The following is a 21846-nucleotide window of genomic DNA, read 5'->3' on the forward strand; positions in this document are numbered from 1 at the left end:
CTTGAGCCCGCGCATTAAACCAGCACCGCAGAGGCCATCCGGGCTTAATGCAACTGTTTGTAGATCTCCTCGGCCAGGGCGCTGGAGATGCCCTCCACCGTCTTCAGGTCTTCCACGCTGGCGTTCATCACGCCGCGCAGGCCGCCGAAGCGGGCCAGCAGGCGCTGGCGGCGCTTGGCGCCGATGCCCTCGATTTCCTCCAGGCGCGAGGTCTGACGCGTCTTGGCGCGCTTGGCGCGCATGCCGGTGATGGCGAAGCGGTGGGCTTCGTCGCGAATCTGCGCGACCAGCATCAGCGCCGCCGATTCCTTGCCCAGCTCCTGCGACGGCCGGCCGTCGACGAACATCAGCGTCTCCAGGCCGACGCGCCGCCCTTCCCCTTTGGCCACCCCGACGATCAGGCTGATGTCCAGCCCCAGCTCGGCAAACACCTGGCGCGCCATTTCGATCTGGCCCTTGCCGCCGTCGATCAGCACCACGTCCGGCATGACGCCGTCGCCGTTGGCGACTTTTTCGTAGCGGCGGTACAGCACCTGCCGCATGGCGGCGTAATCGTCGCCCGGGGTGATGTCGTTGATGTTGTAGCGGCGGTATTCGCCGTTCTGCATCTGGTGGTGATGGAACACCACGCACGAGGCCTGGGTGGCCTCGCCCTGGGTGTGCGAGATGTCGAAGCATTCGACGCGCAGGGTGTCGAGATCCTCCACTTCCAGCTGCAGCGCCTCGACCAGTGCGCGCGTGCGCGATTGCTGCGAGCCCTGCTCCGACAGCAGCCGCGCCAGCGATATCTCAGCGCCCTTCTGCGCCAGTTCCAGCCATTTGCGGCGCTGGTCCTGCGGCTGGAAGATCAGGTTGATGCGGTGGCCGCACTGCTCCTGCAAGGCCTGGATCAGCGCCGGGTGATCGAATTCGATATTCAGGATCAGGGTGCCGGGGATGAATTTGTCGGCGTAATGCTGGGCCAGGAAGGCGGCCAGCACCTCCACCTCAATCGAGTCCTCGGCAATTGCCTCGGCGTCGCTGACGTGGGTCGGGAAGTAGGCGCGGTCGCCCAGGTGGCGGCCGCCGCGCACCATGGCCAGGTTGACGCAGGCGCGTCCGCCCTGCACCAGCACGGCGATGATGTCGACATCGGCGTCGCCGGTGGTTTCCATGCTCTGCTGATGCAGCACGCGCGACAAAGACTGGATCTGGTTGCGCACCGCCGCCGCCTGTTCGAATTTCAGGTCGGCCGCGTAGGCATGCATTTTCTTTTCCAGGTCTTCCAGCACTTCGGACTGGCGGCCGCGCAGGAAGCGCGCGGCGTTTTCCACATCCAGCTTGTAGTCTTCCTTGGAGATCAGGTCCACGCACGGCGCGCTGCAGCGGCCGATCTGGTTCAGCAGGCATGGGCGGGTACGGTTGGCGAACACGCTTTCCTCGCAGGTGCGGATCTGGAACACCTTCTGCAGAATCTGCATCGATTCCTTGACCGCCCACGAGCTGGGGAAAGGTCCGAAATACTGGTTTTTCTTGTCGACGGAGCCGCGGTAGTAGACCATGCGCGGCGCATCGCCGCCGGTGATCTTCAGGTATGGGTAGGACTTATCGTCGCGGAACAGGATGTTGTAGCGCGGGCTCAGGGCCTTGATCAGGTTATTCTCAAGGATCAGCGCTTCCGCCTCGCTGTGGGTGACGGTGGTTTCCAGGCGCGCGATGCGCTCGACCATCATGGCGATGCGCGGGCTGCTGAGGTTTTTCTGGAAGTAGCTGGACACGCGCTTTTTCAGGTCGCGCGCCTTGCCGACGTAGAGGACTTTGTCCTCGGCGTCGAAGTAGCGGTACACCCCCGGCAGGTTAGGCAGCCTGGCGACGGTGGCTAATACTTGTTCACGCGGGTCGCTTACTTCTTCTGTCACTTTTCCTGCTCCACGATGACGAAGGCGACGGCGTAGTCTTCTTCGTCGCTGACGGTGACTTGCGCCGACAGCCTGTTCTTTTCCATGAATTCTTTCAGCACGCCGCTGCACACGATCACCGGCTTGCCGCTGGGCGCGTTGAGCATCTGCGCGGCCGGCCAGGTCATCGGCATGCGCATCCCCAGGCCGATGGCCTTGGAGAAGGCTTCCTTGGCCGCGAAACGCGTCGCCACGAAACGGATGCCGCGCACCGGATGCCTGGCTTTGCGCGCCAAATACTTTTCAAACTCCTGCGGCCCGAGGATCTTCTTCGCAAAGCGGTCGCCATGCCGCGCCAGCGCCGCTTCAATGCGCGGGATTTTGCAGATGTCGGTGCCGATCCCGTAAATCATTTGCGCGCGCCCAGACGGGTCGAGACCATGATGGCCTTCATTTCGCGCACGGCGTTTTCCCAGCCGACGAATACCGAGTGCGCGACGATGGCGTGGCCGATGTTGAGTTCCGCGATTTCCGGAATGGCGGCAATCGCCTGCACATTGGTGTAGTGCAGGCCGTGGCCGGCGTTGACCTTCAGGCCTTTGCTCACGCCATACAGCACGCCGCGGTGGATGCGTTCCAGTTCGGCCGCCTGCTCGGCGCCTTCGGTGTCGGCATAGCGGCCGGTGTGCAGTTCGATCACCGGCGCGCCGATGGCGGCGGTGGCATCCATCTGCGCCGCCTCGGCGTCGATGAACAGCGACACGCGGATGCCTTCGGCCTGCAACTGCTTTACGGCGCGCTCGACGGCGTTGTAGTTGCCGACCACATCCAGGCCGCCTTCGGTGGTGACTTCGGTGCGTTTTTCCGGCACCAGGCAGACGTCGGCCGGCTTGATCCTGCAGGCGAAGTCGATCATCTCCTGGGTCACGGCGGCTTCCAGGTTCATGCGGGTCAGCAGCTGCGGCGCCAGCGCGATCACGTCCGCATCCTTGATGTGGCGGCGGTCTTCACGCAGGTGCAGCGTGATGCAGTCGGCACCGGCCTGCTCGGCCAGCAGCGCGGCGCGGATCGGGTCCGGGTATTGAGTGCCGCGCGCGTTGCGCAAGGTGGCGACGTGGTCGATGTTCACGCCAAGGTCGATGATGGTGCCGGATGGTTGCAGGAAGCTCATTGTTCTATTCTCGTTATAACTGTGACAGATCGATCAGGATCTGGCGGGTGTTCAGTGGTGCGCCGTTCAGGTGGTGCGCGACCAGGAAGCGCATCAGCTGCTTGCTTTGCACTTGGGTGGCGATGTCCTCGTAATTTTCGCACTCCATGTCGAGCAGGGTTTTGCCGGCCACGCGCGGCCACGGATCGGAGGCGCGCTCGGGCCGTGGACCGCGCTCGGGATCAACCACGTAGAGCACATCCGATTGTACGGCGCGGCGCGTTTCCACGCAGCGGGTCAGGTCGGCGGCGACGCCCGTCTCTTTAAGTAAGGCCCGTTCGAACTTTCTCAAGACGATGGGCGCAGGCTCGTTGTGGGCCAGCTGGTTGAGGGTGGAGACGTAGTGGTCGAACAAGGCCGGGTGGGCGTCGTCACGCGCCAGCAGCTTGACCAGCAGTTCGTTCAGGTAGAAGCCGCACAGCAGCGCGGTTTTCTCCAGCGGCAGCATGCCCCCCACCCATTCGGCGTCAGTCAGCGTGCGCAGTTCGGATTTGCCGACCCAGCTGCTCGACAAGGGCTGGAAGGTTTGCAGCACGCCGCGCAGTTGCGAGTGCGGCCGTTTGGCGCCCTTGGCGATCAAGGCCACGCGGCCGAAGTCGCGCGTGAACAGGTCGATAATCAGGCTGGTTTCTTTGTAGGGATAGCTGTGCAGGACGAAGGCCGGCTGGCCGGCGACCTTGGTGCCGATGGTGCGCTCGCGGCTGGGTGCGCGCGCACGCCTGGCAGGTGCCGCAGGTACGCCAGCGTCCACCGGCGCCGCTGCGGGCGGCGCGTCCAGGGTGGTGTCTGGCGTGGTGGACATGCTGGTGATGGATTACTCGTAGCCGTAAGCGCGCAGGCCCGCTTCGTTATCGGCCCAGCCGGATTTGACCTTGACCCAGATCTCCAGGTAGACCGGGCCGCCGAACAGTTTTTCCATGTCCTGGCGCGCCTGCGTGGACACTTCCTTCAGGCGCGCGCCCTTGTTCCCGATGATCATGGACTTGTGCGAATCGCGCTCCACCAGGATGGCGGCAAAGATGCGGCGCAGATCGCCCTCCTGCTCGAACTTCTCGATCAGCACCGTGCTGGTGTAAGGCAGCTCGTCGCCAACGAAGCGGAACAGCTTCTCGCGCACGATTTCCGAAGCCATGAATTTTTCGCTGCGGTCGGTGATGTCATCCGGGCCGAAGATGGCTTCGTTCTCCGGCAGGAAGCGCTTCAGTTCCTTTTCCAGACCTTCCAGCTGGAAGCGCAGCTTGGCCGATACCGGCACGATGGCCGCGAAGTTGAACTTGGACGCCACCTGCTGCGCGAACGGCATCAGCGTGGCCTTGTCCTTGGTGCGGTCCGACTTGTTGATCACCAAAATCACCGGCACTTCGGTCGGCAGCAGATCCAGCACCTGCTGGTCGGCCGGGCCGAAGGTGCCGGCCTCGATCACGAACAGGATCAGGTCCGACGAAATCAGGGTGTTGGTGACGGTCTTGTTCAGCGTCTTGTTCAGCGCATTGGCGTGGCGGGTCTGGAAGCCTGGCGTATCGACGTAGATGAACTGGGCGTCGTCATAGGTCTGGATGCCGGTGATGCGGTGGCGCGTGGTCTGCGCCTTGCGCGAGGTGATGCTGACCTTGGCGCCAATCAGCGTGTTCATCAGCGTGGACTTGCCGACGTTGGGGCGGCCCACAATAGCGATGTAGCCGCAACGGAAGTTGCTGGCGGAGGTCTGTTCGGTGGTCATGATGTTCTCGTCTTATTTGTTTGCTGCCTTGGCCGACGGCGCAGGCTGTTCCTGCACGGTGGCGATGCCGGCCAGCTTGAGCTGGGCGGCGCGCGGCTTGGACTTGCGGGCGGCCGCCGGCGCTTTCTTCAGCGCTTCTTCCGCCACTTCCAGCGCCAGCTTGGCCGCGGCCTGCTCGCCGGCACGGCGGCTGCCGCCGCGGCCAAACACCTGGATGCCCAGCTTGGGCACCAGGCATTCAATTTCAAATTCCTGGCTGTGGGCGGCCCCGTGGGTGGCAATCACGTTGTACTGCGGCAGCGAGATCTTTTTCGATTGCAGGAATTCCTGCAGCAAGGTCTTGGCGTCCTTGCCCAGCGTTTGCGGATCGACCGTATCCAGGATGGGGATGTAGAACGAGCGGATCACGTCGCGCGCCGGGTTGAAGCCGCCGTCGAGGTAGATGGCGCCCAGCAGCGCCTCCAGCGTGTCGGCCAGGATGGAAGGACGGCGGAAGCCGCCCGATTTCAGCTCGCCCTCGCCCAGCCGCAGAAACTGCGACAGCTCCAGCTTTTGCGCGATTTCAAACAGCGACTGCTGCTTGACCAGGTTGGCGCGCAGGCGCGACAGGTCGCCCTCGTCGATTTCCAGGTAGCGGTCGTACAGGATGGAGGCCACCACGCAGTTGAGTATCGAATCGCCCAGAAACTCCAGCCGTTCGTTATGCACACTGCTATGGCTACGGTGCGTCAGGGCCTGCTGCAAAAGACCAGCATCCTGGAACGTGTAACCTAAACGAGTTTGCAATAACTGGAGATTCATTATGATTCTTTATTCTTTCGCGGGTTTGGCGCCACCTTTGGCGGTGGAGCCTTCATATTCAAGCAAGAGGCTGGCCGGTCCGACCAGCGGGATTTTCTTTTCGTAGGCGAAACTGATTTCCGTTTCGTTGTTGACCTTTTCAATGATCAGGTCGCGGCCATTGATGGAACTGATGTAGCTGGCCGTGGCGCTGGCGTCGAAGGATTTCTGGATGTCGGCCACCGAACCGCCGGCGGCCTTGGCCGTGACGATGGCGTTCTGGATCGCGCGGTACTCGGTGTAGGTGGGGACGATTTTCAGCCCCAGCACCAACAGCATGCCCAACAGCGCCAGTACCAGCACCAGCCCCACCAGCGAAATACCCTGCTGCCGTTTTTGCATCTTAGTCCCTTTCGAGGCAGATTACCGGATGCTGCCAATGCGGCGCAGGTTACCCAGATTCATCCAAACGAAAAATGCTTTTCCAACAATGTTCTTGTCCGGAACGAAGCCCCAGTAGCGGCTGTCCAGGCTGTTATCGCGGTTGTCGCCCATCATGAAGTAGTTGCCTGCTGGAACCACGCAAGTAAAGCCTTCATAGCGGTACTGGCAATTCTCGCTGTGCGGGAACGGGAACACGCTCTCGCGGGTGTAGGTCGGCTTACCTTCATCATTCAGGATCCGGTGGCTGACGCCGCTCAGGTTTTCCTCGAATTGCTTGTTGTAAACCATGCGCTCCTCACCCAGGTAATCGGCCAGCGGGGCGTACTTCACTTCCACGCCGTTGACGGTTAAGCGCTTGTTTTCATACGTGATTTTATCACCCGGCACGCCGATCACGCGCTTGATGTAATCCTGGCTCATGTCCATCGGATATTTGAACACCATCACGTCGCCGCGCTGCGGGTCGTTGATCTGGACGATTTTCTTGTTGATCACCGGCAGGCGGATGCCGTAGGTGAACTTGTTCACCAGGATCAGGTCGCCCACCAGCAGGGTCGGCACCATCGACGACGACGGGATCTTGAACGGCTCGTACAGGAACGAGCGCAGGAAGAACACCAGCGCGATCACCGGGAAGAAGCTGCCCGAATACTCGATCCAGGTCGGCTGACGCAAGATGCCGGCCTCCAGCTCGGCGCGCTTGCCCTGGTTGTCCAGCTTGATGCCGTCGGCGGTGGCCTTGGCGGCACGGGCGTCATACTCGGCCAGCGCGCGGTTGGCGGCGGCACGCCGCTGCTTGGCCAGGTAAAACACGTCCAGGAACCAGATCACGCCGGTGATCACCATCAGCACGAACAGGATTAATGCAAAGTTACCCAGGATGACTTGCAGGCTCATTTCTCGTCCACTTGTAAGATGGCCAGGAACGCTTCTTGTGGAATCTCGACCGAGCCCACTTGCTTCATGCGTTTTTTACCGGCTTTTTGTTTTTCCAGCAGTTTCTTCTTGCGGCTGACGTCACCACCATAGCACTTGGCCAGCACGTTCTTGCGCAGCGCCTTGACGTTTTCACGCGAAATCACGTTGACGCCGATCGCGGCCTGGATGGCCACGTCAAACATCTGGCGCGGGATCAGCTCGCGCATCTTGGCCGCCACCTGACGGCCGCGGTAGGCCGAGTTGGAGCGGTGCACGATGATGGCCAGCGCGTCGACCTTGTCGCCGTTGATCAGCATGTCGACCTTGACCACGTCCGAGGCGCGGTATTCCTTGAACTCGTAGTCCATGGAGGCGTAACCGCGCGAGGTGGACTTCAGCTTGTCGAAGAAGTCCAGCACGATCTCGCCCATCGGCATTTCGTAGATCAGCTTGACCTGGCGGCCGTGGTAGCTCATGTCCATCTGCACGCCGCGCTTGGCGATACACAGGGTAATCACCGAACCGACATACTCCTGCGGCATGTACAGGTTGACGGTGACGATCGGTTCGCGGATCTCGTTGATCTTGGTGGTTTCCGGCATGCGCGACGGGTTGTCCACCTTGATCACGGAACCGTCGCGCATCTCGACCTCGTACACCACGGTCGGCGCGGTGGTGATCAGGTCCTGGTCGAATTCGCGCTCCAGGCGTTCCTGCACGATTTCCATGTGCAGCAGGCCAAGGAAGCCGCAGCGGAAGCCGAAGCCCAGCGCCTGCGACACTTCCGGCTCGTACATCAGGGCGGCGTCGTTCAGCTTCAGTTTTTCCAGCGCGTCGCGCAGCGAGTCGTACTGGTTGGCCTCGACCGGGAACAGGCCGGCAAACACCTGCGGCTGCACTTCCTTGAAGCCCGGCAGCGGCTCCGGCGCCGGGGCCGACGCCAGGGTGATGGTGTCGCCCACGCGCGCGGCTTTCAGTTCCTTGATGCCGGCAATCACAAAGCCCACCTGGCCGGCGGTCAGCTGCGGCAGCGAGACCGAGCGCGGCGAGAAGATGCCGATGTCTTCCACCAGCTGCACCGAGTCGGTGGCCATCAGCTTGATCTTGTCCTTCGGTTTCAGGGTGCCGTTGACCACGCGCACCAGCATCACCACGCCGACGTAGGCGTCGTACCAGGAGTCGATGATCAGCGCCTGCAGCGGCGCGCTGGAATCGCCTTTTGGCGGCGGCACCTTGGCAATGATGGATTCCAGCACGTCTTCCACGCCGAGGCCGGTCTTGGCCGAGCATTGGACGGCGTCGCCGGCCTCGATGCCGATCACGTCTTCGATTTCCTTGATGGCGCTTGGCGGATCGGCGTTGGGCAGGTCGATCTTGTTCAGCACCGGCACCACTTCCACGCCCAGGTCCAGCGCGGTGTAGCAGTTGGCCACGGTCTGGGCTTCCACGCCTTGCGAGGCATCGACCACCAGCAGCGCGCCTTCGCAGGCCGACAGCGAGCGCGACACTTCATAGGAGAAGTCGACGTGGCCGGGGGTGTCGATCAGGTTCAGGTTGTAGACCACGCCGTCGCGGGCCTTGTATTGCAGGGCGGCGGTTTGCGCTTTGATCGTAATGCCGCGTTCGCGCTCCAGGTCCATCGAATCGAGCACTTGCGCTTCCATCTCGCGGTCCGACAGGCCGCCGCACAGCTGGATGATGCGGTCTGCCAGCGTCGATTTGCCGTGGTCGATGTGAGCGATGATGGAGAAGTTACGTATGTTATTCATTAACAAAAATTCAAAAACGGGTTTGACACGACGGGCGCACAATACAAAAAAGCGCTCCGAACGGGGCGATGCCCTGGCGAGCGCCTTGTGGAAATATGCTTTGCCCCGGCATTTTACCGGATTTCAGAGTGGAAAGCCCGATTTATAGCAGCTGAAGTACTTTGGCTTCGTCCAGAAAGTAGTGGCACAGTTCCGGCTGCGACAGATCGGCAAACAGAACCGGCACCAATTCATCGTATTTGGCCAGCAGTTCCGGGTCGCCGGCCTGGTCGATGTCGATCACGTTGACGGTGAACGGCCGCTGCGGCGTTTGCAGCCGCAGCAGCGCATCGAGCATATCGTGGCACAAATGACAATAATCGCGGGAATAAAGTGTGAATTGCATAAGCTGTCGTCCCGGCGCACGCCGGGACCCATGCTGAGCAAGCGTTACCGTCCGGCCTGCGCCGGAGCGGCGCCTGCTTATTTCACGCTGGGGCGCAGCGAGAAGTAGCGGGTGTTGCCATCACGCAGCACCAGAATCACCGACGGCCGCTTCGGATCCAGCTTGGCCACGGCCGCGTTGAACTGCTTGGCATCCTTGATGTCCGTGTTGTTCAGCTGCAGCAACACATCGCCCTCGTTCAGCCCGGCACGCTCGGCCACGCCGTCGACGTCGGTCACCACCACGCCGCCATTGACCTTCAGCTCGGCCTTCTGCGCCGCGCTCAGATCGTCGACCTTCAGGCCCAGCGCATTGGCCTTGGCCGGCTCGGCCGGTTCCGCCTTGCCGCCCTTGCCTTTCGCGCCCTTGGCGGTTTTCTCGCCATCCAGCTCCGCCACCGTTACCGGCAGGGTCAGCTCGGCACCTTTGCGCCACACGGTGACGGTGGCCTTGCTTTCCAGCGCGCTCTCGCCCACCAGGCGCGGCAGATCGCTGGAACGGTTGACCGGCTTGCCGTTGAACTTGAGGATGATGTCGCCGGCCTTGATGCCGGCCTTGTCGGCAGGACCGCCCGGCTCCACCAGCGACACTTCGGCGCCCTGGGCCGACTTCAGGCCCAGCGATTCAGCCACTTCCTTGCTGACTTCGCCAATCTGCACGCCGATGCGCCCGCGGGTGACCTTGCCATTCTTTTTCAGCTGGTCCGACACGCGGATCGCTTCATTGATCGGCACCGCAAACGAAATGCCGTTGGAGCCGCCCGACAGGGTGGCGATCTGCGAGTTGATGCCGATCACCTCGCCACGCATATTGATCAGCGGGCCGCCCGAGTTGCCAGGGTTGACCGCCACGTCCGACTGGATCAGCGGCAGGTATTCGCCGGTGTCGCGCGCCTTGGCCGAGATGATGCCGGCCGTGACGGTGTTTTCCAGGTTGAACGGCGAGCCGATCGCAATCACCCATTCGCCGGCGCGGATCTTGTCCGAATCGCCCATCAGCAGGAATGGCAGCTTGTCGCCTTCGATTTTCAGCAGGGCCACGTCGGTGCGGGTGTCGGCGCCCAGCACCTTGGCCTTGAATTCGCGCTTGTCGGTCAGGGTGACGAATACCTCGTCGGCGCCATCGACCACATGGGCATTGGTCAGCACATAGCCGTCGGCCGACAGGATGAAGCCGGAGCCGACGCCGCGGTTCACCGGCTCGTCGGAGGGCGCCGGGCGGCGCTGGCCGCGGCCTTGCGGGCCGGGCATCTGGCCGCCAAAGAAGCGGCGCAGCAGTTCCTGCATGTCGTCATCGCCCGGCAGGCCGTTGCCACGACTGATTTGCTTGGGGCGCTCGGTGGTGCGGATATTCACCACCGCCGGGCCGACGCGGTCGACCAGGTCGGCAAAGTCCGGCAGGCCGATGACGGCGCCGGTGACCGCAGTGGCGGCCGTGGCCGGCGACATGCCCAGAGACATCCATAAGCTTGCGCCGAGGACCAGCGCGGACAGAGTTTTACTACCAGCAGAGAAGTTATTTTTCATGGAAAGTATCGATCTCTATAAAGTTCGGGATGCAAGCGCTCCCCCGTCAACGCGGCAGTGCGCGACGTGAGGCTAGCACATGGTAAGCGAAAAGTCGCCATACCGGATGCGCGTCTTGATGATAAGGGTATGCGCTTAAGGAATTATGATGGCAGTTGGCGCTACTTCAAGAGGCGCCGGCGCCAGCGGATAAGCCGGCTCCGCCGCCAGCGCGGCCGCCAGCCGGGCGCTGAAGCCCGGACCCGGCGCGGCGCCGGGCGTGTTGCGCAGCACGTCGCCTGTCAGATGGTAGGCGCGCCAGGCGGCCTGCCCCTCCGGCGTGGCCAGCGCGGCAAAGGCCAGCTCGCGCTCGCTGTCCGACAATTCACCGTCCGCCAGCGCCGAGATGTGTTCGTGCAGTCTTTGTGGGGTATCCATTGCCTGTCCCGCCATATCAAAACAAGTCCGCTCTTTTTCCAGACGCCAACAGCTATTGCCATCATTCCCGCCTTACCAGCGCTTGTCAACCGGCAGGTCGAGCAAGGGCCGCAATTTTTCAGCGATGACTTCGCGGGCGCGGAAGATCCGGCTGCGCACCGTGCCGATGGGGCAAGCCATGATGTCGGAGATTTCCTCATAGCTCAAGCCCTCAATCTCGCGCAGGGCAATGGCGGTGCGCAGATCCACTGGCAAGGCATCCATGGCGGCGTTCACGGTCTGCGCAATCTGCTTGCTGGCCAGCATGGATTCCGGCGTATTGATGTCGCGCAAATGCTCGCCATCGTTGAAAGCTTCGGCCTGGTCGGTATCGGCGTCGGTGGACGTGGGCGTGCGCCGCCCCTGCGTCGCCAAAAAGTTTTTGGCGGTGTTGATGCCGATGCGGTACAGCCAGGTGTAGAAAGCCGAATCGCCGCGGAAATGCCGCAACGCCCGGTAGGCCTTGATAAAGGTTTCCTGCACCACGTCCTCCGCCTCGGCCGGGTCGTGCACGATGCGCGACAACAGGCGCATGAGCCGGCGCTGATACTTCGCCACCAGCAAATCAAACGCCTGCTTGTCGCCGGCACGGACCCGTTCGACCAGCAATTGGTCGCACTCGCGTTCTGTCGTCACTCCTGCATTCCTCGGTGGCCTGCAGCGCAGCCGATTCGTCTAGCCATATGCTATAGAGTTAGCTCGCTGCAAGAAGTTCACACTGCCGGCGTGTTTATTTGGGTGCGCGCAGCCGCGCGGCATGCCAGCGCCAGAGCGCGCCATGCCGGGCGCGCCACGCTGTCCGGCAAGACCGTCAGCACCTGCACGCGGCCGGACTCGCCGGCCAGGCGCAGCAACAGCAGGCGCGGCCACAAGGTCGAACCGGCCAGCAGATGCAGCGCACTGCCGTTGTGCTGGTATACCGCCAGCCGCACCTGGCCGACACCGGATATATCAAGCTGGTGCGCATTACCTGGCGCACGCCCGCACAGCCAACCCAGCGCGCCCGCCAGCAAGCACAGCAACGGCGCCGCCACGCCGGGACAGACGGCGGCGGACGCCATCACGCAGCTACACAGGCCGGCATGCGCAATGCGCAAGCCGAGCGAGGGGCGAACGATGACGGACACCGCGATCGACATGGCGACAGCACCACAAACACATGAATAAAAACGGGGGATACCACGTGGAAGCGCCGGCACAAGGCCGTGCAATTCAGGCGCCAGCGAGCGCCGGCGCCGAATTCTCGCTCACCCTGTTTGGACAGGGCGAGCAGAGAATTGGTTCAAACTTTTTTAGATGCGGCCGAACACCAGACTGCCGTTGGTGCCGCCGAAGCCGAACGAGTTTTTCACTGCATACTCGATCTTCATCTCGCGGGCCACATTGGCGCAGAAGTCCAGGTCGCAAGCCGGGTCCTGGTTGAACAGGTTGATGGTCGGTGGCGACACCTGATGGTGCACCGCCAGCACCGTAAACACCGACTCCAGGCCGCCGGCGCCGCCCAGCAGGTGGCCGGTCATCGACTTGGTCGAGTTGACCACCAGCTTCTTGGCGTGGTCGCCGAAAGTGCGCTTGATGCCCTGCACTTCCGCCACGTCGCCTTGCGGCGTCGAGGTGCCGTGCGCATTCACATACTGCACCTGGTCCGGATTGATGCCGGCGTTGGCCAGGGCGGCTTGCGCCGACTTGCTGCCACCGCTGCCATCTTCCAGAGGCGAGGTCATGTGATATGCATCGGCGCTCATGCCAAAGCCAACCACTTCTGCGTAGATCTTGGCGCCGCGCGCCTTGGCGTGTTCGTACTCTTCCAGCACCATCACGCCGGCGCCTTCGCCCAGCACGAAGCCGTCGCGGTCCTGGTCCCATGGACGGGAGGCCGTGGCCGGATCGTCGTTGCGGGACGACAGCGCCTTGGCCGAGGCGAAACCGCCCAGGCCCAGCGGCGACACGGTCGATTCCGCGCCGCCAGCCACCATCACGTCGGCATCGCCGTACTCGATCAGACGAGCGGCGGCGCCAATGCAGTGCAGGCCGGTGGTGCAAGCCGTGACGATCGACAGGTTAGGACCACGCATGCCGTACTTGATCGACAGGTTACCCGAGATCATGTTGATGATCGAGGCAGGCACGAAGAACGGCGAGATACGGCGCGGACCGCGCTTGTCGTAATCTTCCTTTTGTTCTTCGATCATCGGCAGGCCGCCGATACCGGAACCGACCAACACGCCGATACGATCGGCGTTCGCTTCGGTGACGACCAGGCCGGAGTCGTTCACAGCTTGAATCCCCGCTGCCATGCCGTAATGGATGAAGGTATCCATGTGGCGGGCTTCCTTGGCCGAGATGTAGTCCTCGATATTGAAGCCCTTCACTTCGCCGGCGAAGCGGGTGCTGAAAGCTGTTGCGTCAAACTTGGTGATGCTGGCGATACCGGATTTGCCCTCGACGGCGGCGGCCCAGGTGTCGGCAATGTTATTGCCGATCGGGGACACGGCGCCCAGGCCGGTAACGACAACACGACGGTTTTTAGAACCTCTCAAGCGATTCTCCTAGAGTCGATCGGGCAGGTATTACGCCTTGACGTGCGCGGTAGCGTAGTCGATCGCTTGCTGCACGGTGGTGATTTTTTCTGCTTGTTCGTCAGGGATTTCCATTTCGAACTCGTCTTCCAGTGCCATCACCAGCTCAACGGTGTCCAGCGAGTCAGCGCCCAGATCATCGACGAACGACGATTCGGTTTTGATGTCTGCTTCTGCGACGCCCAGTTGCTCAGCGACGATTTTCTTAACGCGTTGTTCGATATCCGACATGTTATGGCTCCATTTTGTTTGTTACGGAAAGCGCGCATTTTATCAGGTTTGCGCGCTGAAAAACTAATTTCAGTGTCTGCTGCTAAATATACTGAAATACCTACTAAAAGATTTGAATGCGCTTTATTTTAAGCCCATTCTCCTCAGTTCATATACATACCGCCATTCACGTGGAGGGTGGTGCCGGTAATATAAGCGGCTTGCGGCGACGCCAGGAAGGCGACCGCCGCGGCGATGTCCTCTGGCTTGCCGAGGCGTGCCAGTGGAATCTGGGTCAGCAAGGCGGCGTGCTGTTCTTCGCCCAGCGCCTTGGTCATATCGGTGTCGATAAAGCCCGGCGCCACGCTGTTGACGGTGATGTTGCGGCTGCCGATTTCGCGCGCCAGCGCGCGCGTCATGCCTTCCACGCCGGCTTTCGCGGCGGCGTAGTTCATCTGGCCCGGATTGCCGGCCGAGGCCACCACCGAGGTGATGTTGATGATGCGGCCGGTCTTGGCCTTCATCATGCCGCGCAGCACGGCGCGCGACAGGCGGCCGACCGAACTCAGGTTGGTGGCGATGACGTTATCCCACTCTTCATCTTTCATGCGCATGGCCAGCTGATCTTGCGTGATGCCGGCGTTGTTGACCAGGATGCCGACCGCGCCATAGGTCTTGCTGATGTCGTCGATGACGGCGGCGCAGGCCTCGGCGTTGGTCACGTTCAGCACCATGCCCTTGCCGGCTTCCGCGCCGATCTCGGCCAGGTAGGCGGAGATCGCTTCCGCGCCGGCTTCGGTGGTGGCGGTGCCGATCACTTTCGCGCCCTGGCGCGCCAGTTCCTGGGCAATGGCCTTGCCGATGCCGCGCGATGCGCCCGTTACCAGGGCGACTTGATTTGCTAAAGTCATGTAAGTCCTTCTACAGTAAATTCGGAGTGTGCCTGAATCCGCAAACGCTTATTTGAGCTCGCTCAATACGCGCTCCAGCGTCGCCTGATCGTAAATGGCGTCGCCCACCAGATTGCCGTCGATGCGCTTGGTCAGGCCCATCAGCACTTTGCCCGGACCGCACTCCACCAGTTTGCTGATGCCGTCGGCGCCCATCTTTTGCACGGTTTCCACCCAGCGCACTGGGGCCGCGGCCTGGCGCACCAGCGCATCCTTGATGGCGGCCGGGTCATTCAGCACGGCCACATCGACGTTGTTGATCAGCTGGATCTGCGGCGCCGAGAAAGTGATGTTGGCCAGGTAGTCGCGCAGGCGGTCCGAAGCCGGCTTCAGCAGCGACGAATGGAATGGCGCCGACACCGGCAGGCGCATGGCGCGCTTGGCGCCCTTGCCTTTGGCGATTTCGCAGGCGCGCTCGACGGCAGCGGTTTCGCCGGCGATCACCACTTGTGCCGGGGCGTTGAAATTGACGGCTTCCACCACGCCACCGGCGGCGGCGGCTTCGGTGCAGGCGGCGCGCACGTCGTCATCCGACAGGCCCAGCACCACGGCCATGGTGCCCTGCCCGACCGGCACCGCTTCCTGCATCGCTTGCGCACGGAAGCGCACCAGCGGCACCGCGTCCTTGAAAGCGATCACGCCGGCCGCGACCAGCGCCGAGTATTCGCCCAGGCTGTGGCCCGCCACCACCGATGGCACGGCGCCGCCGGCCGCAATCCATGCGCGGTAGGCGGCCACGCCGGCGGTCAGCATGACCGGCTGGGTGTTGGTGGTCAGATCCAGCTCTTCTTTCGGGCCTTCGGCCATCAGCTTGCCGATGTCGAAGCCCAGCGCGTCGGACGCTTCAGCGATGGTCTGGGCCACTACCGGGTTGCCGGCAAAGCCGTCCATCATCGCCATCGCTTGCGAACCTTGGCCTGGGAATACAAAAGCAAATTTCGTCATGACTTCATCCATCTCGTTTTCGTTATTGGCTGCAAAGCTAGCATGCAAGCATGACAGCCCTGCTACCGAGGAGTCCGTTAGAACTCTAATTCTAATTCAGCTTAAAACCTCGCCAGGACGGCGCCCCAGGTAAAGCCCCCCCCCACGCCTTCCATCATAACGTTCTGGCCTGGCTTGACGCGGCCATCGCGCACGGCGGCGTCCAGCGCCAGCGGGATCGAGGCGGCCGAAGTATTGCCGTGCTGGTCGACAGTCACCACCATTTTTTCCATCGGCAGGCCCAGCTTCTTGGCAGTGCCGCTCATGATGCGCAAGTTGGCCTGGTGCGGGATCAGCCAGTCGATCTGGTCTTGCGTCATTTGGGCCTTGTCCAGCGCCTCATGCGCCACCTTCTCCAGCACGGAGACCGCCAGCTTGAACACGGCCGGACCGTCCATGTACAGGTAAGCCTCGCCGGCGGTCGCGCCCGCGAAGGTATTGGGCATGCACAGGATGGCGGAATGGCGGCCGTCCGCGTGCAGCGCGGTGGCCAGGATGCCCGGCTCTTGCGAGGCGGTCAGCACCACGGCGCCGGCGCCGTCGCCAAACAGCACGCAGGTGGTGCGGTCATTGAAATCGAGGATGCGGGAAAACACTTCGGCGCCGATCACCAGCACGTTCTTGTGGACGCCGGCGCGGATGAAGGCGTCGGCGGTCGACAGCGCGTAGACGAAGCCGCTGCACACAGCCTGCACGTCCACCGCGGCGCCATTGTTGGTGATGCCCAGCTTTTGCTGCACGATGCAGGCGGTGCTGGGGAAGCTGCCGAAGAAGTCCGGCGTTGAGCTGGCCACGATGATCAGGTCGATATCGTTGGGCTGCATGCCGGCCATGGCCAGCGCATTGTTGGCGGCGTTCACCGCCAGGTCCGACGACTTCTGGTCTGGCGCGGCGAAGTGGCGCGCGGCGATGCCGCTGCGGGTCGTGATCCACTCGTCCGAGGTCTCGATGCCTTTGGCGGCGAGTTGATCAGCCAGTTCCTGGTTGGTCACGCGCTTTTCCGGCAGGTAGCTGCCGGTGCCGATAATTTTGCTATACAAGGTCATGCCGTTCTACCGTCCACTAAATAGTTGAGCTGGGTACTTCCGGAGTCTCGGTGTTACGCGGCATTAGCTCGGCGATCAGGGTCGAGATATGCGGCAACACGTCATTTTTTGCAGCATCATACGCCCGCTTGATCGCCCACTCAAAGGAATATGCATCAGCGCCGCCATGGCTCTTGAACACCAGACCGCGCAAACCCAGCAGGCTGGCGCCGTTATAGCGCGATGGCGACAGGCGTTTTTTGATGTTGTTCAGGGCGCCGCGGCCGAGCAAGGCGCTCAGCATGGTCAGCGGATTGCGGGTGAATTCGGACTTGACGGTGTCGGCAAAGAAGCGCGCCACGCCTTCCACGGCTTTCAGGGTGACGTTGCCGGTGAAGCCGTCGCATACCACGATGTCGGCCGTGCCCTTGAAGATGTCATTGCCTTCCACGTTGCCGTAGAAGTTGAGCGCGCCGCGCTCGTGATCAGCTTGCAGCAGCTTGCTGGTGGCCTTGACCACGTCGTTGCCCTTGATGTCCTCGGTGCCCACGTTGAGCAGGCCGATGGTCGGGCGTTCGATATTTTCCATGGCCGAGACCAGCACCGAACCCATGATGGCAAACTGGTGCAGGTGGTGCGGTTCGCAGTCGACGTTGGCGCCCAGGTCCAGCATATAGGTCGGGCCGCCCTTCTGGTTCGGCATGATGCTGCAGATGGCAGGACGGTCGACGCCGCTCATGGTTTTCAGGATGTAGCGCGCCACCGCCATCAACGCGCCGGTATTGCCGGCGGAGACGGAAGCCTGGGCTTTGCCATCCTTGACTTGCTCGATGGCGACGCGCATCGACGAATCCTTCTTGCGGCGCAGGGCTACTTCCAGCGGATCGTCCATGGTGACTTGTTCGGAGGCATGCACGACAGAGAGGCGCGGATGCGCGTCGGCATGGTGCTTCTTCAGTTCGGCGCGGATGACGTCTTCGAGACCGACGAGTATCAGTTCGGCATCAGGTTCGCGTTTGACGAAGGAGACAGCTGCGGGGATAGTGACCGACGGGCCGTGATCGCCACCCATGCAGTCGATAGAAATTTTGATTGTCATTGTTATGGCAAGCGGCAGAACCGCAACATCCGGAATCCGCGTTGGAACATGACGGTGTGCAAAACCAAATTGCAGCCGATTAAAAAAGAAAAAGCGATGCTACACAAGTCAGCACCGCCTGTTTCCGGGTCCAGCAAGAACGTTGATTACTCGTCGTTCTTGGTTTTCAGGACTTTACGACCACGGTAGAAGCCGTTAGGGCTGATGTGGTGACGCAGGTGGGTTTCACCGGTGGTTGGCTCGATTGCCAGTTGTGGAGCAACCAGGAAATCGTGCGAACGGTGCATACCGCGCTTCGATGGGGATTTTTTGTTCTGTTGAACTGCCATGTTAATGACTCCTAATACTTAAGTTCTAAAATTCTAACACAATCGACCGGCATATACATGCAAATCGAGCCCTACTACTTTGCTACTGCTAACTTGCCAAGACTCGATTAACACGCGTATTGACACGTTCCTGACACACTACTTATTCGGATTTGAGGCTCTTCAGAGCATCGAACGGCGAGATCTTCTCGCTTTTTGCCTTGTCCAGCAGGCTGGAATCCGGGCAGACATCGTGACGCGGCGATTGCGGCAAGGCCAGCAATGCTTCATCTTCCACCAGGTACATCAGCTCCATGCTGCGACTGCCGACGATCACGTCAATCGATTCGTCGTCAATGCGTTCTTCAATTTCATCTGCATCTTCATCATCCTTACCCAGCATCAGCACGGTCGACGAATCGAGGTGGTGAGCGTAAGGCTGCAGGCAGCGTTGGCAGACCAGTTGCACGGTGCCGGAAACCGACAGCGTCATCTGCGGGATGCCCAGTTTGTGGGTCTCTCCTGCTGCTTCCCAGGTAATCTCGCCGGAGGGATTCGCGCACTCCTTGGCCAGACGGGTCAGTTCAGCGACAGGCGTCGTGCCTGACTGGCTGCTGTTGGTCCGACAAAATTCAAAGGTGTCGATCACAAGAGCATTCATTACAGAGTTTCCCCGGAAAACCTGCGATAATAACAGGGTTTTCGCATTCAAGTCAAAAACTTAGCGAATTTTTCGCCTTTTTTGCCGCTAGTAACACCGGCCAGAGAGCATATAACATTCCCCTCATGACATCAAGTTTACTCGTATTAGCTTCCAGTTCGGCCTACCGCAGAGAGTTATTGTCGCGTTTGCAACTACCGTTCGAGGTGGCCGTGCCCGACATCGACGAGACCCCGCTGGCCGGCGAAACGCCGAGCGCCACCGCGCTGCGCCTGGCGCGCGAAAAGGCCGCCGCCGTGGCCGCCAGAATGCCAGGCGCCATCGTCATCGGCTCGGACCAGGTCGCCACGCTGGATGATGAACAAATCGGCAAGCCCGGCAGCCATGCCAACGCGCTGGCGCAATTGCAGAAAATGCGCGGGCGCGAGGTCATCTTCCATACCGCCCTGTGCGTGTGGGATGGGCGCGACAACACGGCGCAAGTGGAAGACATCCAGACCGTGGTGAAGTTCCGCGATTTGCCGGACGCCGAGCTGGACGCCTACCTGCGCATCGAGCAACCGTATGACTGCGCCGGCAGCGCCAAGAACGAGGCGCTGGGCATCGCCATCCTGGAGCGCATCGACAGCAGCGACCCGACCGCCCTCACCGGCTTGCCTTTAATCGCCCTGACAGGCATGCTGCGCAACCTAGGCGTCAGCTTCTTTAACACATAATATATGACCGGCACCCTGTTTTTAATACCGAATACCCTGGGCGACACCGAAGCGCTCAACCATGTGCTGCCCGAGCAGGTGCAGCGCATCACCTCGCAGCTGGATTACTTTGTGGCGGAAAACGCCAAGACCGCGCGCGCGTTCCTGAAACTGGTCGGCGCCCAGCATCCGCTGTGCAAGCCGATGCAGGAAATCAAAATCGCTGAATTGAATGTGAACACCCCGGCCGCCGCGCTGAACGACCTGCTGGCGCCGCTGCTGGCGGGCCAGGATGGCGGACTGGTGTCGGAAGCTGGCGTGCCGGCGGTGGCCGATCCGGGCGCGGACCTGGTGCGGCTGGCGCATCAGCACAAGATTCCGGTGCGGCCGCTGGTGGGGCCGTCGTCCCTGCTGCTGGCGGTGATGGCCAGCGGGCTGAACGGGCAGAGTTTTGCCTTCAACGGCTACCTGCCGACCGACGCGGGCCAGCGCGACAAGCGCATCAAGGAACTGGAACAGCGCTCGCGCAAGGAAAAGCAGACGCAGCTGTTTATCGAAACGCCGTATCGCAATGCGGCCATGCTGGAAGCGCTGACAACATCCTGCGCGCCGGGCACGCTGGTGTGCGTGGCGACCGACCTCAGCCTGCCCAGCGAGACCATCCGCACCATGACGGCAGCGCAATGGAAAGCCGCGCCGGCGCCGGATTTCCACAAAAAACCGACCGTATTCCTGCTCCTCGGCCAGTAATCTCCAGGCTCAGGCCCTAATGCCGTTCAGTCAGCACCGGAACCGTCATTCCGGCGAACGCATTGGGGTCAAAGGCATCGGGGTCAGGTCCGCCATTTCTACACGGTCTCTGCTGTAGCGGAACGCTACAGCAGAGACCGTGTAGAAATGGCGGACCTGACCCCGGATTTTCAGATGCCGCGGGTGTATTCGGTCACCCATTCGATGGCGGCCAGCTGAATCGAATACAGCTCGGCCGGCTTGAGGTCCAGCTGCTGCAGCATGTCCGCCAGCACCCTGCTGTCGCGGCCACGCTCGATGTGTTCGATCAGGCTCAGCATCGCGCCGTAATCGCCCGAACGGTGCAGCAGCGCCGCCCTCACCTCGTCCAGCACGTTCACGCTTTCCAGCACCTCACGCATGTGGATCGAGAACAGCGTATCCATCAACGACATCACGCCCACCGTGAAGCCGATGTCCGCACTGACGCGCTGCCCCGGCTTGCGGTGCTCCACGATCAACTCCATGGTCTTGCCGCGCGTGGTGGCCAATTGCAGCAGCGGCGAGGTGAATTCCTGCGTGCCGCCATGCTTCACGTACAGCAGGATCTGCAGCCAGCGCTTCAGCTGACGCCGCCCCAGCACCATCAGCGCATGCCCGACCGAATTGATGCGCTGGCGCGCACCCACCGCCGGCGTATTCACCAGCCGCAGCAAATTCAAGGTGATCAGCGCGTCATGCTTGACGCTTTGCTCGATCTCGCTGTTGCTGGCATCACGATCCAGCAGCTCCAGCAGATGCAGCACGCTCATCTGCGATGGCGAGATCTTCTTGCCGCTTAAAATCACCGGCCGCGCAAAATAGTAGCCCTGGAAGTATTCAAAGCCCAGTTCCATGCATTCCTGGAACTCCTCGACTGTCTCCACCTTTTCCGCCAGCAGCTTCTGCCCGGGATTTTTCAGCACCCGCGCCAGCGCCGGCAAGGTGCCGGGCTGCATGTCCTTGATATCGACCTTGATTACATCGCACAGCGGCGTGAATTTCTGCACATCCTCCGACTGCCCGACCACATCGTCCAGCGCGAACTTGAAGCCGGCCTGCTTCAGCTCGCGCACGCGGTTCAGCACTTCCGGCGTGGCCTTCACGGTTTCCAGGATTTCCAGGATGACCTTGTCATTCGGCAGGAAGCGAATGAAATCGCTCATCAAGCCGACCGCATCGACATTCACAAACGCCATCTGGTCGCCCACCACCTGGCCCATGCCCAGTTCGGCGGCGTGGGCAATCACGGTGGCAGTGGCTTCGGTGTCGTCGGTAACCTGGGCGCCATTGTAGGCGCCGGCGTCGCGGAAGAGCAGTTCATATGCCACCAGCCGCTGTCCCCGGTTGAGGATGGGCTGGCGCGCCAGGAAGAAATTGTCAGCTAACCTGGATGATGCCGGTGTCGAGGCTAACATCATGGGGAGCTCCCATTGTCAATCT

25 protein-coding genes are annotated in these 21846 nt (G+C 61.7%); 2 read left to right on the plus strand and 23 right to left on the minus strand.

The window, feature by feature from the left end:
• Window positions 1-44: 44 nt before the first annotated feature.
• The 22 genes from uvrC to ABDW57_RS09485 all read right to left on the minus strand — a co-directional run bounded on the left by uvrC (window position 45) and on the right by ABDW57_RS09485 (window position 18940).
• Complete coding sequence (uvrC, locus tag ABDW57_RS09380; protein ID WP_343729932.1) at window positions 45-1898, minus strand: excinuclease ABC subunit UvrC; 1854 nt, start codon at window positions 1896-1898, stop codon at window positions 45-47.
• A complete protein-coding gene (gene acpS, locus ABDW57_RS09385) occupies window positions 1895-2290 on the minus strand; it encodes a holo-ACP synthase (protein WP_343729933.1) in 396 nt (131 codons plus the stop codon). The genes uvrC and acpS overlap by 4 nt, the downstream gene beginning before the upstream one ends.
• Window positions 2287-3048, minus strand: a complete 762-nt coding sequence (pdxJ, locus tag ABDW57_RS09390; protein WP_343729934.1) for a pyridoxine 5'-phosphate synthase — start codon at window positions 3046-3048, stop codon at window positions 2287-2289. Before pdxJ ends, acpS begins: the two co-directional genes overlap by 4 nt.
• A gap of 13 nt (window positions 3049-3061) precedes the next feature.
• Window positions 3062-3889, minus strand: coding sequence for a DNA repair protein RecO (gene recO, locus ABDW57_RS09395; protein ID WP_343729935.1), 828 nt, complete (start codon window positions 3887-3889; stop codon window positions 3062-3064).
• 12 nt (window positions 3890-3901) lie between these two features.
• The gene (era, locus tag ABDW57_RS09400) at window positions 3902-4807 is read right to left on the minus strand and encodes a GTPase Era (protein ID WP_343729936.1); all 906 of its coding nucleotides are present in this window, start codon (window positions 4805-4807) and stop codon (window positions 3902-3904) included.
• Window positions 4808-4819: 12 nt separating this feature from the next.
• Window positions 4820-5608, minus strand: a complete 789-nt coding sequence (gene rnc / locus ABDW57_RS09405; protein WP_343729937.1) for a ribonuclease III — start codon at window positions 5606-5608, stop codon at window positions 4820-4822.
• A gap of 9 nt (window positions 5609-5617) precedes the next feature.
• Window positions 5618-5989: a DUF4845 domain-containing protein gene (locus tag ABDW57_RS09410; RefSeq protein WP_343729938.1), complete on the minus strand. Its 372-nt coding sequence runs from the start codon at window positions 5987-5989 to the stop codon at window positions 5618-5620.
• A 21-nt stretch (window positions 5990-6010) separates the two neighbouring features.
• Window positions 6011-6928 carry a signal peptidase I gene (lepB, locus tag ABDW57_RS09415; protein WP_343729939.1) on the minus strand — a complete coding sequence of 306 codons (918 nt, stop codon included), beginning with the start codon at window positions 6926-6928 and terminating at the stop codon, window positions 6011-6013.
• Window positions 6925-8718 (minus strand): translation elongation factor 4, encoded by a 1794-nt coding sequence (gene lepA / locus ABDW57_RS09420; protein WP_343729940.1) that lies wholly within the window; start codon window positions 8716-8718, stop codon window positions 6925-6927. Before lepA ends, lepB begins: the two co-directional genes overlap by 4 nt.
• A gap of 142 nt (window positions 8719-8860) precedes the next feature.
• Window positions 8861-9103 (minus strand): glutaredoxin family protein, encoded by a 243-nt coding sequence (locus ABDW57_RS09425; protein ID WP_343729941.1) that lies wholly within the window; start codon window positions 9101-9103, stop codon window positions 8861-8863.
• A 77-nt stretch (window positions 9104-9180) separates the two neighbouring features.
• Window positions 9181-10590: a DegQ family serine endoprotease gene (locus ABDW57_RS09430; protein WP_343729942.1), complete on the minus strand. Its 1410-nt coding sequence runs from the start codon at window positions 10588-10590 to the stop codon at window positions 9181-9183.
• A 213-nt stretch (window positions 10591-10803) separates the two neighbouring features.
• Complete coding sequence (locus ABDW57_RS09435) at window positions 10804-11085, minus strand: sigma-E factor negative regulatory protein (protein WP_343729943.1); 282 nt, start codon at window positions 11083-11085, stop codon at window positions 10804-10806.
• A 72-nt stretch (window positions 11086-11157) separates the two neighbouring features.
• On the minus strand, window positions 11158-11760 hold the full coding sequence (gene rpoE, locus ABDW57_RS09440) for an RNA polymerase sigma factor RpoE (RefSeq protein WP_343729944.1): 603 nt from the start codon (window positions 11758-11760) through the stop codon (window positions 11158-11160).
• A gap of 77 nt (window positions 11761-11837) precedes the next feature.
• The gene (locus tag ABDW57_RS09445) at window positions 11838-12263 is read right to left on the minus strand and encodes a protein YgfX (RefSeq protein ID WP_343729945.1); all 426 of its coding nucleotides are present in this window, start codon (window positions 12261-12263) and stop codon (window positions 11838-11840) included.
• A 153-nt stretch (window positions 12264-12416) separates the two neighbouring features.
• The gene (fabF, locus tag ABDW57_RS09450; protein ID WP_343729946.1) at window positions 12417-13664 is read right to left on the minus strand and encodes a beta-ketoacyl-ACP synthase II; all 1248 of its coding nucleotides are present in this window, start codon (window positions 13662-13664) and stop codon (window positions 12417-12419) included.
• Window positions 13665-13694: 30 nt separating this feature from the next.
• Entirely contained in the window at window positions 13695-13934 is a 240-nt protein-coding gene (gene acpP, locus ABDW57_RS09455; RefSeq protein WP_055936274.1) for an acyl carrier protein, read from the minus strand.
• 143 nt (window positions 13935-14077) lie between these two features.
• The gene (fabG, locus tag ABDW57_RS09460; RefSeq protein ID WP_343729947.1) at window positions 14078-14824 is read right to left on the minus strand and encodes a 3-oxoacyl-ACP reductase FabG; all 747 of its coding nucleotides are present in this window, start codon (window positions 14822-14824) and stop codon (window positions 14078-14080) included.
• A 48-nt stretch (window positions 14825-14872) separates the two neighbouring features.
• Window positions 14873-15808 (minus strand): ACP S-malonyltransferase, encoded by a 936-nt coding sequence (fabD, locus tag ABDW57_RS09465; RefSeq protein ID WP_343729948.1) that lies wholly within the window; start codon window positions 15806-15808, stop codon window positions 14873-14875.
• 101 nt (window positions 15809-15909) lie between these two features.
• Entirely contained in the window at window positions 15910-16893 is a 984-nt protein-coding gene (locus ABDW57_RS09470; protein ID WP_343729949.1) for a beta-ketoacyl-ACP synthase III, read from the minus strand.
• A gap of 16 nt (window positions 16894-16909) precedes the next feature.
• Window positions 16910-17971: a phosphate acyltransferase PlsX gene (gene plsX / locus ABDW57_RS09475; RefSeq protein WP_343729950.1), complete on the minus strand. Its 1062-nt coding sequence runs from the start codon at window positions 17969-17971 to the stop codon at window positions 16910-16912.
• Window positions 17972-18117: 146 nt separating this feature from the next.
• Window positions 18118-18300, minus strand: a complete 183-nt coding sequence (gene rpmF, locus ABDW57_RS09480) for a 50S ribosomal protein L32 (protein WP_072783806.1) — start codon at window positions 18298-18300, stop codon at window positions 18118-18120.
• A gap of 142 nt (window positions 18301-18442) precedes the next feature.
• Window positions 18443-18940, minus strand: a complete 498-nt coding sequence (locus ABDW57_RS09485; protein ID WP_343729951.1) for a YceD family protein — start codon at window positions 18938-18940, stop codon at window positions 18443-18445.
• Window positions 18941-19065: 125 nt separating this feature from the next.
• On the opposite strand from ABDW57_RS09485, the gene ABDW57_RS09490 reads away from it, so the two are divergent.
• Window positions 19066-19656, plus strand: coding sequence for a Maf-like protein (locus tag ABDW57_RS09490; protein ID WP_343729952.1), 591 nt, complete (start codon window positions 19066-19068; stop codon window positions 19654-19656).
• A 3-nt stretch (window positions 19657-19659) separates the two neighbouring features.
• Entirely contained in the window at window positions 19660-20385 is a 726-nt protein-coding gene (locus tag ABDW57_RS09495) for an SAM-dependent methyltransferase (RefSeq protein WP_343729953.1), read from the plus strand.
• Between the two features lie 170 nt (window positions 20386-20555).
• Here the strand turns inward: ABDW57_RS09495 and ABDW57_RS09500 are convergent, their stop codons facing one another.
• Entirely contained in the window at window positions 20556-21824 is a 1269-nt protein-coding gene (locus ABDW57_RS09500) for an EAL domain-containing protein (RefSeq protein ID WP_343729954.1), read from the minus strand.
• Window positions 21825-21846: the final 22 nt, after the last annotated feature.

Source organism: Duganella sp., assembly GCF_039595735.1.
In the GTDB taxonomy this organism is placed as follows: Bacteria; Pseudomonadota; Gammaproteobacteria; order Burkholderiales; family Burkholderiaceae_D; genus Rugamonas.

Bases quoted from the DNA above. Each gene is read 5' to 3' on its own strand.
- acpS (WP_343729933.1), bottom strand. From the start codon at position 2,290: ATGATTTACGGGATCGGCACCGACATCTGCAAAATCCCGCGCATTGAA.
- pdxJ (WP_343729934.1), bottom strand. From the start codon at position 3,048: ATGAGCTTCCTGCAACCATCCGGCACCATCATCGACCTTGGCGTGAAC.
- recO (WP_343729935.1), bottom strand. From the start codon at position 3,889: ATGTCCACCACGCCAGACACCACCCTGGACGCGCCGCCCGCAGCGGCG.
- era (WP_343729936.1), bottom strand. From the start codon at position 4,807: ATGACCACCGAACAGACCTCCGCCAGCAACTTCCGTTGCGGCTACATC.
- rnc (WP_343729937.1), bottom strand. From the start codon at position 5,608: ATGAATCTCCAGTTATTGCAAACTCGTTTAGGTTACACGTTCCAGGAT.
- ABDW57_RS09410 (WP_343729938.1), bottom strand. From the start codon at position 5,989: ATGCAAAAACGGCAGCAGGGTATTTCGCTGGTGGGGCTGGTGCTGGTA.
- lepB (WP_343729939.1), bottom strand. From the start codon at position 6,928: ATGAGCCTGCAAGTCATCCTGGGTAACTTTGCATTAATCCTGTTCGTG.
- lepA (WP_343729940.1), bottom strand. From the start codon at position 8,718: ATGAATAACATACGTAACTTCTCCATCATCGCTCACATCGACCACGGC.
- ABDW57_RS09425 (WP_343729941.1), bottom strand. From the start codon at position 9,103: ATGCAATTCACACTTTATTCCCGCGATTATTGTCATTTGTGCCACGAT.
- ABDW57_RS09430 (WP_343729942.1), bottom strand. From the start codon at position 10,590: ATGTCGCCGGCCACGGCCGCCACTGCGGTCACCGGCGCCGTCATCGGC.
- ABDW57_RS09435 (WP_343729943.1), bottom strand. From the start codon at position 11,085: ATGGATACCCCACAAAGACTGCACGAACACATCTCGGCGCTGGCGGAC.
- ABDW57_RS09445 (WP_343729945.1), bottom strand. From the start codon at position 12,263: ATGTCGATCGCGGTGTCCGTCATCGTTCGCCCCTCGCTCGGCTTGCGC.
- acpP (WP_055936274.1), bottom strand. From the start codon at position 13,934: ATGTCGGATATCGAACAACGCGTTAAGAAAATCGTCGCTGAGCAACTG.
- fabG (WP_343729947.1), bottom strand. From the start codon at position 14,824: ATGACTTTAGCAAATCAAGTCGCCCTGGTAACGGGCGCATCGCGCGGC.
- fabD (WP_343729948.1), bottom strand. From the start codon at position 15,808: ATGACGAAATTTGCTTTTGTATTCCCAGGCCAAGGTTCGCAAGCGATG.
- ABDW57_RS09470 (WP_343729949.1), bottom strand. From the start codon at position 16,893: ATGACCTTGTATAGCAAAATTATCGGCACCGGCAGCTACCTGCCGGAA.
- plsX (WP_343729950.1), bottom strand. From the start codon at position 17,971: ATGACAATCAAAATTTCTATCGACTGCATGGGTGGCGATCACGGCCCG.
- rpmF (WP_072783806.1), bottom strand. From the start codon at position 18,300: ATGGCAGTTCAACAGAACAAAAAATCCCCATCGAAGCGCGGTATGCAC.
- ABDW57_RS09485 (WP_343729951.1), bottom strand. From the start codon at position 18,940: ATGAATGCTCTTGTGATCGACACCTTTGAATTTTGTCGGACCAACAGC.
- ABDW57_RS09490 (WP_343729952.1), top strand. From the start codon at position 19,066: ATGACATCAAGTTTACTCGTATTAGCTTCCAGTTCGGCCTACCGCAGA.
- ABDW57_RS09495 (WP_343729953.1), top strand. From the start codon at position 19,660: ATGACCGGCACCCTGTTTTTAATACCGAATACCCTGGGCGACACCGAA.
- ABDW57_RS09500 (WP_343729954.1), bottom strand. From the start codon at position 21,824: ATGATGTTAGCCTCGACACCGGCATCATCCAGGTTAGCTGACAATTTC.